The organism is Thermodesulfovibrio sp. TK110, from assembly GCF_054658355.1.
Genome location: NZ_BAAHNB010000001.1, coordinates 1,809,221 through 1,824,007, shown reverse-complemented (window position 1 = coordinate 1,824,007; position 14,787 = coordinate 1,809,221). Strand labels below are relative to the sequence as shown.

Here is a 14,787-nt window from a genome sequence, read left to right as displayed (position 1 = left end):
CACATCCTACATTGAAAAAATGTCTTTTATTTTATCTTTTAATCCCTTTGAAGTTTTCCTGATTTCTTCTCCTGAGACTCTTGCAAACTCTTCAAGAAGTTCTCTCTGCCTTTCATTAAGTTTCTTTGGAACATCAATGTAAACTGTTACAATCTGATCTCCTTTATGAGTACCTCCTACTCTTGGAAGCCCTTTACCCCTGAGTTTAAAAACTCTCCCAGAAGGTGTTCCTGGAGGTATTTCTATCTTTGCTTTACCATCAATTGTTGGAACTTCTACTTCTCCACCAAAGACTGCCCTGACAAATGAAATAGGAATGGAACAGTAAAGATTTATTCCTTCTCTTTTGAAAAACTCATGCTCTTTAACATTCACATAGATATAGAGATCACCACGGGGACCACCAAATTCTCCAATTTCTCCCTCTTCCGTAACCTTTAATTTAGTACCTGTATCAACACCAGGAGGAATTTTAATTTTTAACTCTCTTTCTATCCTTACTTTACCATTTCCAGAGCAATCAAGACATGGCTCTTTAATAATTCTTCCAGTTCCCCCACACTTTGAACATGTCTTTGATACTGAGAAAAATCCCTGATTGTATCTGATATATCCAGTTCCACCACAGGATGAGCATATAATTGGCTCACTGCCTGGCTTTATTCCAGAGCCATTACAGGTTTCACATATTTCCCAGCGAAAGAATTTAATTTCTTTTTCAACACCTTTAGCAGCTTCTTCAAGGGTAATTGTAATATCATATCTTAAATCAGCACCTTTTTTAGGTCTGTTTTTCCTGAATCCAAAGCTACCGAAAAATCCTTCAAATATATCTTCAAATATGTCTGTAAAGTTTGTATAAGTCTCGTATCCAAATCCTGTAGAAACTCCTTCTGCTGTTCCATATCTGTCATAGTTCGCTCTTTTTACTGGATCACTAAGGCATGCATAAGCTTCATTTATCTCTTTAAACTTTTCCTCAGCCTCTTTATTCCCAGGATTTAAATCAGGATGATACTGTCTTGCAAGACGCCGGAACGCCTTTTTTATCTCCTCCTGAGAGGCGTCCCGGCTTACTCCGAGAATACTGTAATAGTCCTTCATTTATTATCTTTATCCTCTACTTCAGCTTCTATTACATCTTCCTCTTTACTGCCTGAAGAAGCATGGCTACCTGCCTGTGATGTACCTGCCCGCTTGTAAAGCTCTTCTGCTATTCTGTGTGAAGCTCTGGCAAGCTCTTCTGTAGCAGCCTTTATCTCATTTATGTCATTGCTTGTGTCTTTAATTCTACGGCATTTTTCAATTGCTTCCTGTATTCTTTTCTTTTCATCCTCTGAAACCCTATCCCCCATGTCTCTTAATGTTTTTTCCACAGTGTATATCATGTTGTCAGCATCATTTCTTGCCTCAGCAAGCTGTTTTTTACGTCTGTCTTCTTCTGCATGAGCTTCAGCTTCTCTGATCATTCTCTTAATCTCTTCCTCTGTAAGACCGCTTGAAGCAGTAATTCTGATTGACTGTTCCTTGCCTGTGGCAAGGTCTTTTGCAGAAACATGAAGAATTCCATTTGCATCTATATCAAAGGTAACCTCTATCTGAGGAACTCCTCTTGGTGCAGGAGGAATGCCAACCAGTTCAAATACTCCAAGAAGCTTGTTATCAGCTGCCATTTCTCTTTCGCCCTGATATACCTTGATTGTCACAGCTGTCTGGTTATCAGCTGCTGTTGTAAATATCTGAGACTTTCTGGTTGGTATTGTTGTATTACGCTCAATAATCTTTGTAAACACACCGCCAAGGGTTTCAATGCCAAGGGAAAGAGGTGTAACATCAAGAAGCAGAACTTCTTTTACTTCTCCCTTAAGAATTGCTGCCTGAATTGCAGCTCCTATGGCAACAACTTCATCAGGATTTACACCTTTGTGAGGCTCTTTTCCGAAGAAATCCTGAACAACTTTCTGAACCTTGGGAGTTCTTGTCTGCCCACCAACAAGTATTACTTCATCTATCTGACGCTGAGAAAGTCCAGCATCAGAAAGAGCTTTTTTACATGGTTCAAGGCTTTTCTGTATCAAATCATCAACAAGCTGTTCAAGTTTGGCTCTGGTTAACTTCATAAGAAGGTGTTTTGGTCCTGATGCATCAGCTGTTATAAATGGAAGATTTATCTCTGTTTCCATTGCTGAGCTTAGCTCTATTTTTGCTCTTTCAGCAGCTTCTTTAAGTCTTTGAAGAGCCATTCTGTCTTTTCTTAAATCAATACCTTCCTGTTTTTTAAATTCTTCTATAAGCCAGTCCATAATTCTTATATCAAAGTCATCACCACCAAGATAGGTATCTCCATTGGTAGCTTTTACTTCAATTACACCTTCTCCTATCTCAAGTATGGAGATGTCAAAAGTTCCACCGCCAAGGTCATAAACAGCGATTTTTTCTTCTTTTTTCTTGTCAAGTCCGTATGCAAGTGCTGCGGCTGTTGGTTCATTGATAATTCTCAAAACATTTAATCCTGCAATACGGCCTGCATCTTTTGTTGCCTGACGCTGGCTATCATCAAAATAGGCAGGCACTGTAATTACTGCTTCTGTAACAGGTTCTCCAAGATAGTCCTCAGCAGCCTGTTTAAGTTTCTGAAGAATCATAGCAGAGATTTCAGGCGGAGAGTATCTTTTGCCCATGATTTCCACATGAGCATCTCCATTTGGAGCTTCAACAATTTTATAAGGAAGTCTTTTTTTTGCCTCCTGAACTTCTGGAGAGTTATATTTTCTTCCCATCAATCTTTTTATGGAAAATATTGTATTTTCAGGATTTGTTATAGCCTGCCTTTTTGCCACCTGTCCCACTAATCTTTCACCTTTATCAGTAAAAGCAACCACAGAAGGTGTTGTTCTCTGCCCTTCCTGATTTGGTATTACAACTGGCTCACCACCAATAACTACTGCAACAACAGAGTTTGTTGTGCCAAGGTCTATTCCTATTGCTTTTCCCATTGTTTAATCCTCCTTTTTTGTTGTGTCTTGAGCACCCGATGGGTGCATACCCTCTTCTGAGGGCTTAGATTTGCGAGAAACAGCCACAAGAGGTTCTCTCAAAAGTTTATTTTTATACATATATCCTTTTCGCAATTCTTCTACAATAATGTTATCATCCATGTTTACTGTCTCAACTGTAGAGACTGCATGATGCAGTTCAGGATTAAAAGCCTGTCCCACTGTTTCCATCTGCTTTACTCCATACTTTTCTAATATGCGTAAAAACTCTTTCAAAGCATTTTCAACACCCTGTTTCATACTTTCAAGCCACTGGGAATTCAATTCACTCCCAGCATGTTTAATAGCCAGTTCAAAATTATCTATAACTGGAAGCAGATCCTTAATCAGTTTTTCATTGGCATAATTTATCACTTCCTCTCTTTCTTTTTGAACCATCTTTTTATAATTCTCAAACTCAGCATACAGTCTTAAATACTTTTCTTTTTGCTGATTTAACTCATTTTGAAGATTTTCAATAATATCCCTTGGTTTGTCTTCAATGGCTGAGCTTTCACAAGAAATTTCTTCAGTTTCTTTATTTTCAGGCATCTCTTCCTTTCTTATCTCCTCCATTTTCTCCTCCTAATCTGAAAGTGTTCTTGTCAACACCCTTGCAAAGGCATTCACTAACATGATTGCTCTTTGATAGTTCATTCGCTTTGGACCAACAAGAGCAATAACACCAAGTGACTTATCTTTTTCTTTATATGGTGAAGCAATTATACTGAAGCTTCTGAATTCTTCCACAGGATTTTCCTCTCCTATTATAACCTTTACATCATCATCTTCAGAGATATTTTCAAAGAGCTTGAGCAAAAGATGTTTGTTCTGAATTGTTTTTGCAACCTCTTTAAGCTTTTCTATATCGGAAAAATCAGGTAAATGCATTATGTAATACAATCCTGATACATAGACATCTTCTATTGAAAAATACAATGCTTCCTGACACATCTTTAAAATCTTTGCAATCAGTTTATCCCAGAAAATTTTTTCTTTTTTTATTCTTGTAAGAAGGTCTTCTCTTATCTCATCAATAGTTTTTCCATGATAGTTTCTATTGACAAAATCAGCAAGACTGTTAAGTTCATTCTGAGTTATTTCAGGATAAGCTTTTATAATTTTATTTTTAACAATACCTTTGTCATTTACAACAACGGCAATTACAAGATCATCTTTAAATTTTATAAAATCCACCCGGTGAAGTGCAGTTTTTTCAGTAGCAGGTAAAACAGCCAGCCCTAAATAGTGGGTAGCCTGAGATAAACTCTGAGTTGCTTCAAGAAAGAGTGAATTCATATTGTGTTTCAGTTTTCTCAATCTTTTCGTTAAATCTTCTATGAATTTTTTAATCTCAGCTGAATGGGTAACCATGGTTTCCTGAAATATGTAGTCAACATAAAATCTATATGCTCTGTCTGTTGGTACTCTTCCTGCTGAAGTATGGGGCTGGAAAAGAAAACCAGCATCTTCTAAATCGGACATTATATTTCTTATGGTTGCAGAGCAAACATCAAATCCGTATTTTTTCATAATATAACGGGAACCAACAGGTTCTGGTTTCTCAATGTAACTCTCTACAACTGCACAGAGTATTCTTTTAGTTCTTTCATCAAGCATTGTATCTTTCATTTTAGCACTCTCCATCTTTAAGTGCTAACATTTAAAATTATCATGAAAACTTTAAAAAAGTCAAATATCTTACCAGTTAAGTTCTTTATTAAGAAGTTTTGCATAAATATCACGAGGAAGAAAACACGCTCTGTGTAAATCTTCTGTATAAAGTTTTGTTGGCACCTTTACAGGCTTTCTTATCTCCCTTGGATCCAAAGATTTTGAGCCAACAGAAAAGCTCCACCAGTTTCCAGCATAAGTTGCAATAGAAGCTGTGTAAAGGTCAACAATGGGGAAAATAAGCTTCATTGAGTTTTGAACTTCATAAACAAGCTCTTTATGAAAGATAAGGGACTCTGAGAGGGTTACAAACATTCCATGCTGAGTAAGGGCATCTCTTACTGATTTAAAAAACTCAACTGTGAAAAGGCTTTTAGCAAAACCGATTATATCAGTAGAGTCAACAATTATAATATCAAGAGCATTATTCATCTCTTTTATAAACTCTGCTCCGTCCATACATCTTACTTCTACTCTTGGATCATCTATGGAGCAGGATACAGTGGGAAAAAATTTCTTTGAAACATTAATCACTTCTTCATCAATTTCTATAAAATATAGCTTTTTCACACTGTCATGCTTGAGAACTTCTCTTACTGCGCCACCGTCTCCACCTCCTATAACAGCCACTGTTTTTGGTTCTGGATGAGAGTGCATAAGAACATGTGTTAACATTTCATGATATATAAATTCATCTCTTTCAGTAAGCTGAACAACACCATCAAGAACAAGAATTCTTCCAAAATAAGGATTTTCAAAAACCATTATTTCCTGAAACTTAGTTTTCGCCTTATAAAGAACCTTTTCTACATCATATACATACTGTATTGGTGCATATGGGTCCTTCTCAAAAAATTTAATCATAGCATCCTCCTAAATTAAAAATGTTTTCGGTATGGAAAATCCATTGAATTCTGAAGCATAGGATATGGTATATGCTCCAGCAGAAAGAATAAGTATAAGACTTCCCACATCTGGTTCAGGAAGCAAGACTTCCCTGTCTATGACATCAAAGCTATCACAGCTTGGTCCTGCAATTGTCCAATGTTTTTGCTCTCCTCTGCTTCCAACAACATACTGATATTTAATGCCTCCTATACTTTCCATCAATCCATTGAAAACGCCTACATCTATGTAAAGCCAGTTTTCCTCTCCTCTTTGAGCTTTGCCAATAATTCTTGAAACAAAAACTCCTGCATCTCCCACAACTGCTCTGCCAGGCTCTATAAAAATCTCAGTATCAGGAAAATATTCTTCAAGAAGTGAGCTGATTTTTGCCTCTATTGTTTCTATTGGAGGTACTCTTTTAGTGTATTCAATAGGATATCCACCTCCAATATTAAGCATTTTTATTTCAATTCCAGCCTTTTTGGCAAGCTCCTTTACCTGTCTTGCTTTATCTATGGCAGTGTGCCAGTTATATATATTGCTACATTGGGAACCCACATGAAAGGTAATGCCTACAGGATTAAGTCCTTTCTGTTTTGCATAAATAAGTAACTGCAAAGCTTCTTCCATCTCCACACCGAATTTTTTACTCAGTGGCCATTCACTTCCTTCATTTGGAACAGACAATCTTACATAAACTTTTTTCCCTGGTGCATATTTTGCCATTTTTTCAACTTCTGCTTGACAGTCAAAAGCATAGTAATTAATTCCATATTCCACTGCCTCTTTAAGAAATTTAAAGGTTTTTACTGGATTGCTTGTTATTATTCGCTCAGGCTCTACATTAAGCTGTTTAAGGATTGCCAGTTCTCCCTCTGATGCTATTTCAAAGCCCACATTAAAATTATTTAAATATCTGAGAACTTCCACATCTGGATTGGCTTTGACCGCATAGAAAACTTTTGAATTTTTTATTCTTTTTCCGATGAGGGAAATTTTTTCTTTCAGAGTTTCTCTATCAATAAGAAGATAAGGAGGTTCATCATCATGAGAAGCTATCCAGTTTAAAACTCTGTCCATAAGATTTTGTTTTCTCATAATTTTAAAATTTTATCATATTCTATGATAGAATAAGAAATGGAAAATGAAAGACTAAAAAATCTCAGGGATGCAATTGACAGAATTGACAGAGAAATTCTTAAACTTTTGAATGAAAGAGCGAAAATTGCTATAGAAATAGCAGAAATAAAAAGAGCTAAGGGACTTTCCTTTTATGATCCTGTAAGAGAAAAAAATATAATTGATAAAGTTGTAAAAATAAATGAAGGACCTTTTTCTAATGATGTTATAAAAACTCTTTTCAGGGAAATTGTTTCAGCCACACTGGCACTTCAGGAATCACAGAAAGTAGCTTATCTTGGTCCAGAGGGAACATTCACTCATCTTGCTGCAATAAAGTATTTTGGTAGCTTTGCTCAGTTTGAACCTCAGGATAGCATTAAATCTATTTTTGAGTCCGTTGAAAAAGGATTGTCCAGATTTGGTGTTGTTCCAATAGAAAACTCAAATGAAGGAACTGTAACCTATACTCTTGATATGTTCATGCAGTATTCAGTAAAAATCTCTGGTGAAATAATAATTCCCATAGCACTTCATCTTCTTTCCCTTACAGGGCAAAAAGAAAAAATAAAGAAAATTTACTCCCATCCCCATGCAAGAGCTCAATGCAGAGAATGGCTTAGCAAAAATATGCCCAATATTGCTGTGTATGATGTTGCATCAACAGCTGAGGCAGCAAGGCAAGCCTATGTTAATGAGGAGATTGCAGCTATTGCGAGTGAATTTGCAGCACAGATTTATGGACTCAAATTTGTTGCAAAACATATTGAAGATTATAAAAATAACTATACAAGATTCTTTATAATCGGGAGAAGCTTTCCGGGTAAAACAGGTTATGATAAAACTTCTATAATGTTTTCCCTTCAAGACAAGCCAGGAGCTCTTTATAATGCTTTAAAGCCTTTTAAGGATGCCAGCATAAATCTTACCAAAATAGAATCCAGACCAGCAAAAATGCGCAAGTGGGAATACATATTTTTTGTTGACTTCATAGGACATATAGAAGATGAAGAAGTGAAAAAAACTCTTGAAAAAGTAAAGGATTACTGCATAGAGCTTGTGCATCTTGGTTCATATCCAATTTTTGAATAAAGGGAGGCTTTATGATTAAACCATTGCCATATGTACAAAAGATTCAGCCCTATATTCCAGGGAAACCAATTAAAGAGGTTGAAAGAGAGCTCGGCATAAAACAATGTATTAAACTCGCCTCTAATGAAAATCCTCTTGGTCCTTCACCAAAGGTGGTAGAAAGCATCATGGAATTTTTATCAAATCCAGCAGAGCTTGCAAGATATCCTGAAGGAAGCGGATATTATCTTAAAAACGCTTTATGTGAACTATTTTCAAAAAGAGGAATCAATCTTACACATGATGAAATCATTCTTGGCAATGGCTCAAATGAACTTATTGATATTGCTGTAAAAACATATATTGGTCCTGGTGATGAGGCAGTGTTGGCTACTCCTTCTTTTATTGTCTATGCAATGAGTGTAATAGCCCATGGTGGAATTGCGAAGGAAGTGCCACTTAAAGATTGGAAGCATCACCTTGAAGGAATGCTTAATGAAATAACAGATAGAACAAAAATTGTATTCATAGCCAATCCAAATAATCCAACAGGCACAATAAACTACAGGGAAGAATTTGACAGCTTCATGAAACTTCTTCCAGAAAATATACTCGTTGTTGTAGATGAAGCCTATTATGAATATGTTACAGAGCCAGACTATCCTGATACTTTAAAATATTTTAAAGATGGCAAAGATATATTGATTTTAAGAACCTTTTCAAAAGCCTATGGATTGGCAAGCTTAAGAATTGGTTATGGAATTGCAAAAAAAGAGATCATCACAGAGATGAACAGAATAAGAGAACCTTTTAATACAAACACAATTGCTCAGATTGCTGCTGAAGCTGCATTAAAAGATGAGGAGCATCTAAAAAAAGTGCTTGAAATTAACGAAAAGGGTAAACAATATCTTTATTCTGAGCTTGATAAAATCAAACAAATTCAATATCTTCCCACTCAAACAAACTTCATTTATATAATACTGCCAGAGACTATCTCATCTAAGGAAGTTTTTGACTATCTTCTCAAACAGGGAGTTATTGTAAGAGCTGTAGGCCCCAGGCAGATAAGAGTCACAATTGGCTTAGCTGAAGAAAATAAGGCTTTTATTGATAATTTTAAAAAATTTTTTGGAGGTTAAAGCATGGATATTATTGTATTAAGACCTGATGTAACTGATGAGCAGATTGAAAAAATCTTAAAAAAACTTGAAGCAAAAGGACTTAAACCCCATGTCTCAAGGGGAACAGAAAGAACAATTATCGGAGTAATTGGAGACACATCAAAGGTAACAGAAGATGAAGAAAATGCTATAAGAGCTATCCCGGGAGTTGAGGATGTTGTAAGAATTCTTAAACCCTACAAACTGGCAAGCAGGGACTTCAAAAAGACTGACACAGTAATTCAGGTTGATGAGCTAAAGATTGGAGGCAAGAGAGTTCATGTTGCAGCAGGTCCATGTGCTGTTGAAAACAGAGTTACTCTTCTTGATATTGCTGAAAAAGTCAAGGCTTCAGGAGCAACCTTCTTAAGAGGAGGTGCCTTTAAGCCCCGCACATCTCCTTATTCTTTCCAGGGACTTGGTATTGAAGGGCTTAAATATCTAAAAGAAGCAAAGGAAAGAACAGGTCTTCCTGTGATAAGCGAAATAATGGATCCAAGAGATATTGATGTTATGCTTGATTATGTAGATATTCTTCAAATTGGCACAAGAAACATGCAGAATTTTAAGCTTCTTATGGAAGTTGGTTCAGTTGACAAGCCTGTTTTGCTTAAAAGAGGAATGTCTGCCACAATAAAAGAGCTTCTTATGGCAGCAGAGTATATTCTTTCAAGAGGTAATGAAAAGGTCATACTTTGTGAAAGAGGTATAAGAACATTTGAGACTGCTACAAGAAATACTCTTGATTTGAGCGCAGTTCCGCTGTTGAAGTCTTTGAGCCATCTTCCTGTGGCAGTAGATCCCAGTCATGGAGTTGGAAAGCGTGAGCTTGTTGCTCCAATGGCAGTTAGTGCAGTTGCAGCAGGTGCTGATATGCTCTTAATTGAAGTCCATACAAATCCAGAGGAAGCTCTCTCTGATGGTGAGCAATCCTTGACTCCAGAGCAGTTTAAAGAAATGATGAAAAAAGTTAAAGCTGTGGCAGAGGCTATTGGCAGGGAAGTGTAATGGAGGATGGATTTAAAACTGTTTCAATTATTGGAGTTGGATTAATTGGAGGTTCATTAGCCTTAGCATTAAAAGAAAAAAACTTAGCAGACAAAATTATTGGTTATGGAAAAAATGAGGAAAGGCTCAAGAAAGCTATTAAGCTTGGCATAATAGATAGCTATACTGACTCTCTTAAAGAAGTCTGCGAGGCAGAGCTCATTGTTCTTGCAACTCCCATAGGAGTATTTGAGAGAATTACCTCTGAAATGGCTCCTTATCTTAAAAAAGGCACAGTGGTTACTGATGTAGGAAGTGTTAAAGAGGCAGTGGTTAATAAGCTTGAAAGATTGATGCCACAAGGAGTTTACTTTGTTGGGACACATCCTATTGCTGGTTCAGACAGAACAGGATTTGAGCATGCAAGAGCTAAGCTTTTTGAGGGATCAAAGGTCATCATTACTCTTACAGAAAACACTGAAAAATCTGTAGTAGAGAAAGTTGCGAAACTATGGACTAAAACAGGAGCCCATGTTACATTCATGACTCCTCATGAGCATGACAGAATTTATGCCATTATAAGTCATCTTCCCCATTTAGTCTCATTCTGCCTTGTAAATACCGTAGGAGATATAAATAAAGAGTTTATAAAATACGCTGGTTCTGGATTTAAAGATACAACAAGAATTGCCAAAAGCTCTCCAGAACTTTGGGCTGATATTTTTACAATGAATGATAAAAACATCTTACACTGCCTTGAAATTTTCGTAAAAAAGCTTGATGAGATTAAGCAGATGCTTTCTAAAAAAGAGATTGAAGGAGTCAAAAAATTCATAAAAAAAGCAAAAGATTTAAGAGAAGAGATTGATTAATAATGGAAAGGAGTCTTGACCTTACATTCATAGTAAATGAAGATGGTAAGACCCTCAAAGACCGATTTGAACAAATCGTAAAAGACTGCAAATTTTTTGATTGTTTGGTTGCTTATTTTTATATAAGCGGGTTTCACGCCATATCCAAAGCACTTGAAAAAACTGAGAGAATAAGAATTCTTATTGGGCTTGGGATAAATAAAGAAGCCTATGAGTTAGTTAAAAGCGCAAAAGATAGACCTCAAAATTTATGTCAACTCTCTCATTCAGAAACAAAAGGAATCATTGAAAAGGCAATAGAAGATGAGATGGCTGAATCAGAAGATAGTCTAAATGTTGAAGAGGGAGTTAAAAATTTTATTGAATGGATAAAGTCAGAGAAATTACAAATAAGGGCTTATCCTTTTCAAAATCTTCATGCAAAACTATACATAATGACTTTTAGAGAAGGGGACCGAGATGTAGGAAGGGTAATTACAGGTTCAAGTAATTTTACTCAATCTGGACTCGTTGACAACCTTGAATTTAATGTTGAGTTAAAGAACCGTGCTGATTATGAATTTGCAAAAACTAAATTTGAAGAATTATGGAGAGATTCAGTTGATGTAAATGAAAAATTTATTCAAACAATAAATGAAAAAACATGGCTTAATCAAACTATTACCCCTTATGAGCTTTATCTTAAATTTCTTTATGAGTATTTCAAAGATGAATTATCAAGGGTTGATGAGGTTTTTACAAAATATTTGCCAGAAAATTTTAAAAGATTTGAATATCAAGAGCAAGCAATTTTAAATGCTAAAAAGATACTGGAAGAATATGGAGGGGTTTTTATTTCCGATGTAGTGGGGCTTGGGAAAACCTATGTTGCAACTATGCTTGCAGGACAACTTGATGGAAGAACACTTGTTATAGCACCACCAGCGCTTCTCAATGAAAATAATCCAGGGGCTTGGATAAATATTATTCGTGACTTTCATATACCTGCTAAATGTTGTTCAATAGGCAAACTTGATGAAGCAAAAGCATTTATAGAAAGATATGAAAATACAGATCATCCTGTAAAAAACATAATTATAGATGAATCACATCGTTTTAGAAATGAAACAACAATTAGTTATGAAGATATTGCTGAAATTTGTCGTGGAAAAAGAGTTATATTGGTTTCAGCAACCCCTTATAATAACTCACCAACGGACATTCTTGCCCAGATCAAGCTCTTTCAGAATCCGAGAAAAAGCACTATCCCTGGTGTCCCGAACCTTGAAGATTTCTTTAGTAAACTTGAGGCAAGATTAAAGAAAGTTGACAGGCAGAAAGATTATAACAAATTTCTTGAGATAACAAAAATTAATGCAAAAGAAATACGTGATAAAGTTTTGAAATATTTAATGGTTAGAAGAACAAGAAGTGAAATTGAAAAATATTTTGCAGAGGATTTAAAGAGGAACAATGTTAAATTCCCAGAGGTAGAAGACCCAAAGCCCTTTTATTATCAGTTAAATGATGATGAAGATAGAATTTTCATGGAAACTGTTAAACTCATAACACAAGATTTCAACTATGCTCGTTATAAACCATTACTTTATTTAAAGAAATCAATTTCTCCACTTGAAGCGCAGTCTCAAAGAAATATGGGTGGCTTCATGAAAGTGCTTCTTGTAAAACGTTTGGAGAGTAGTTTTTATGCATTTAGAAAAAGCATTGATAGATTTATGCATTCATACGAGATGTTTATCAAAGAATATGAAAATGGGAATGTATATATAAGCAAAGGATACATAAACAAAATTTTTGAGCTTTTAGAACAAGGAGATGATGAAGCAATTCAAAGATTAATAGATGAGGGAAAGGCAGAAAGATATAATAGTGAAGATTTCAGTCCTGATTTTAAAAACGATTTAATGCATGATCTTGAAATTTTATTAAAAATAAAATCAATGTGGGAGAATATAAAAAGAGATCCAAAAATTCAAAGGTTAATCTATGAGCTAAAAAATAATCCTATTTTTAAAAACAAAAAAATAATTCTTTTTACTGAATCTAAAGAAACGGCAGAGTATTTAACTAAGCATATAAACAGCGAAATTGGAGAAATAGCTTTGCTCTTTCATGGTAGCTCTTCTGAAAGTATCCGAGATAAAGTTATAGAAAATTTTGATGCAAGGGCAAGAAATAAGAGGAGTGATTATAGAATTCTTGTTACAACTGAGGTTCTCTCAGAGGGAGTTAATCTTCATCAGTCAAACATTGTAATAAATTATGATATACCCTGGAATCCTACAAGGCTGATGCAGAGAGTTGGAAGAATTAACAGGATAGACACGCCGCATGATAGAATTTACATTTTTAACTTTTTCCCTACAAGGCAAGCGGATTCTGAAATTGAACTTACAAATATTGCTCGCTCAAAAATAGAGGCATTTTTGACATTGCTTGGTGGTGATTCAGCCATTTTAACAGAAGGAGAACCAGTCTCTTCTCATGAACTCTTTGATAAGCTTCTTTCAAAGAAAATCATCACTGAGGAAGATGAAGAGGAAGAAAGTGAGCTGAAATACTTAAGAATTATTGAAGATATTCGTGATAAAAATCCAGAACTTTTTGAAAAAATAAAACGGCTCCCGAAGAAAGCTCGCTCTGCAAAGGCAGGATGTAACACAGGCACTCTTGCCTGTGAAAGTAACACATGTTCATGTGTGAAAGTAACACAGGCATTCCTGCCTGTGGAAGTAAAACACACTCCTGTGTGTGAAAGTAACACAGACAAGAGTGTCTGTGCTACTACTGATGCCTTACTTACATTTTTCAGAAAAGGAAAGCTTATGAAATTCTTTTTGTCAGATGAAGAAAAAACTGTTGAACTTGATTTTCTCACTTCGGCAAAAATTCTTGAAAGCACACAGGATGAAAAAAGAGTAAAGCTACCCCTTGAAAGTTATTATGAATTGCTTGATAAGAATAAAAATGCTTTCTTTAATGCAACTATGGAAGAGGAAATGATTGAGACGACTGGTAGACGAGGTGGTGGAAGTAGTTCTGTTAAACTTCTAAAAAATTTAAAAGCAACACAAAAGAATAGTAAGCAACTGACAGAAGAACAAGAAGAATATCTTAAAAAAGTAATAGCCCGTTTAGAAGAAGGTTCCTTACCTAAACAGACAGTTAAGAGGATACTCAGTGAACTAAATAAATTAGAAACAGAGATTCAAAATCCCTTAAAGGTTATTGGAATTCTTCAGAGAGAAATATCTCCTGCTTTTCTTAAAAGCCATTATGCAGAAACCTCAGCAATAACAGAAGGGAAAAGGGAAGTTATACTATCACTTTATTTAGCAAGGTGATAAATATGACAAAAATTGAAGAGATTAAAGAAAAAATAAGAGAACTAAAACCTGTGCTTCATGAAAAATATAAAGTTAGAGAGATAGGCATCTTTGGCTCTTATGTGAGAGGAGAGCAGAAAAAGAAAAGCGACCTTGATATCCTTGTTGATTTTTATGAAGTGCCTGACCTGTGGTCATTCATTGAACTTCAAGATTTTCTATCAAAAGAATTAAAAGTTAAAGTTGACCTTGTTATGAAATCCGCCCTTAAGCCATATATAGGAAAAATTATCTTACAAGAGGTAATTTATATATGAGAGAAATAAGAGATTATCTGATAGACATAAAAACTGAATGTGAATATTTAATGAGCAAAAGTAAAAATTTAGACTATGAAAGTTTTATCGTAAATGAGGAACTGAAAAGAGCATTTGTAAGAAGCCTCGAAATCATTGGAGAAGCCAGTAAGCACATTCCAAAAGAGTTAAGAAGAAAATACTCTCAAATCAGATGGAAAAGTGTTATAGGAATGAGAAACATTTTGATTCATGAATATTTTGGAGTTGATTACATGGTTTTGTGGAAAGTCATTAAAGAAAAAATACCAGAGTTGTATGAAGTGATAAAAATATGCTTGAAGAGGTAAACAAAA

General features: G+C 35.3%; 13 protein-coding genes. 7 read left to right on the top strand and 6 right to left on the bottom strand.

The annotated features are described in order from the left end of the window. Positions 1 to 6 precede the first annotated feature (6 nt). The 6 genes from dnaJ to ACYQ3X_RS09620 form a co-directional block, all read right to left on the bottom strand. Positions 7 to 1,104, bottom strand: coding sequence for a molecular chaperone DnaJ (dnaJ, locus tag ACYQ3X_RS09645; protein WP_460181597.1), 1,098 nt, complete (start codon positions 1,102 to 1,104; stop codon positions 7 to 9). Beyond that, entirely contained in the window at positions 1,101 to 2,996 is a 1,896-nt protein-coding gene (gene dnaK, locus ACYQ3X_RS09640) for a molecular chaperone DnaK (RefSeq protein WP_460181596.1), read from the bottom strand. Before dnaK ends, dnaJ begins: the two co-directional genes overlap by 4 nt. A gap of 3 nt (positions 2,997 to 2,999) precedes the next feature. After that, complete coding sequence (gene grpE / locus ACYQ3X_RS09635) at positions 3,000 to 3,611, bottom strand: nucleotide exchange factor GrpE (RefSeq protein WP_460181595.1); 612 nt, start codon at positions 3,609 to 3,611, stop codon at positions 3,000 to 3,002. 9 nt (positions 3,612 to 3,620) lie between these two features. Continuing rightward, on the bottom strand, positions 3,621 to 4,667 hold the full coding sequence (hrcA, locus tag ACYQ3X_RS09630; RefSeq protein WP_460181594.1) for a heat-inducible transcriptional repressor HrcA: 1,047 nt from the start codon (positions 4,665 to 4,667) through the stop codon (positions 3,621 to 3,623). A 69-nt stretch (positions 4,668 to 4,736) separates the two neighbouring features. Next, positions 4,737 to 5,573: a polyamine aminopropyltransferase gene (gene speE / locus ACYQ3X_RS09625; RefSeq protein WP_460181593.1), complete on the bottom strand. Its 837-nt coding sequence runs from the start codon at positions 5,571 to 5,573 to the stop codon at positions 4,737 to 4,739. A gap of 9 nt (positions 5,574 to 5,582) precedes the next feature. Further along, positions 5,583 to 6,695 carry a type III PLP-dependent enzyme gene (locus tag ACYQ3X_RS09620; RefSeq protein ID WP_460181592.1) on the bottom strand — a complete coding sequence of 371 codons (1,113 nt, stop codon included), beginning with the start codon at positions 6,693 to 6,695 and terminating at the stop codon, positions 5,583 to 5,585. A gap of 39 nt (positions 6,696 to 6,734) precedes the next feature. Between ACYQ3X_RS09620 and pheA the strand changes: the two genes are divergently transcribed. The 7 genes from pheA to ACYQ3X_RS09585 are packed head-to-tail and all read left to right on the top strand — an operon-like array spanning position 6,735 to position 14,781. Beyond that, entirely contained in the window at positions 6,735 to 7,808 is a 1,074-nt protein-coding gene (gene pheA / locus ACYQ3X_RS09615; RefSeq protein WP_460181591.1) for a prephenate dehydratase, read from the top strand. Between the two features lie 11 nt (positions 7,809 to 7,819). Then, the gene (gene hisC, locus ACYQ3X_RS09610) at positions 7,820 to 8,929 is read left to right on the top strand and encodes a histidinol-phosphate transaminase (protein WP_460181590.1); all 1,110 of its coding nucleotides are present in this window, start codon (positions 7,820 to 7,822) and stop codon (positions 8,927 to 8,929) included. 3 nt (positions 8,930 to 8,932) lie between these two features. After that, on the top strand, positions 8,933 to 9,958 hold the full coding sequence (gene aroF, locus ACYQ3X_RS09605) for a 3-deoxy-7-phosphoheptulonate synthase (RefSeq protein WP_460181589.1): 1,026 nt from the start codon (positions 8,933 to 8,935) through the stop codon (positions 9,956 to 9,958). Continuing rightward, on the top strand, positions 9,958 to 10,809 hold the full coding sequence (locus ACYQ3X_RS09600) for a prephenate dehydrogenase (RefSeq protein WP_460181588.1): 852 nt from the start codon (positions 9,958 to 9,960) through the stop codon (positions 10,807 to 10,809). The genes aroF and ACYQ3X_RS09600 overlap by 1 nt, the downstream gene beginning before the upstream one ends. A 2-nt stretch (positions 10,810 to 10,811) precedes the next feature. Then, complete coding sequence (locus ACYQ3X_RS09595) at positions 10,812 to 14,153, top strand: helicase-related protein (protein ID WP_460181587.1); 3,342 nt, start codon at positions 10,812 to 10,814, stop codon at positions 14,151 to 14,153. Positions 14,154 to 14,158: 5 nt separating this feature from the next. Next, a complete protein-coding gene (locus tag ACYQ3X_RS09590) occupies positions 14,159 to 14,452 on the top strand; it encodes a nucleotidyltransferase family protein (protein WP_460181586.1) in 294 nt (97 codons plus the stop codon). Then, positions 14,449 to 14,781 (top strand): HepT-like ribonuclease domain-containing protein, encoded by a 333-nt coding sequence (locus ACYQ3X_RS09585; protein WP_460181585.1) that lies wholly within the window; start codon positions 14,449 to 14,451, stop codon positions 14,779 to 14,781. Before ACYQ3X_RS09590 ends, ACYQ3X_RS09585 begins: the two co-directional genes overlap by 4 nt. The last annotated feature ends 6 nt before the right edge of the window (positions 14,782 to 14,787 follow it).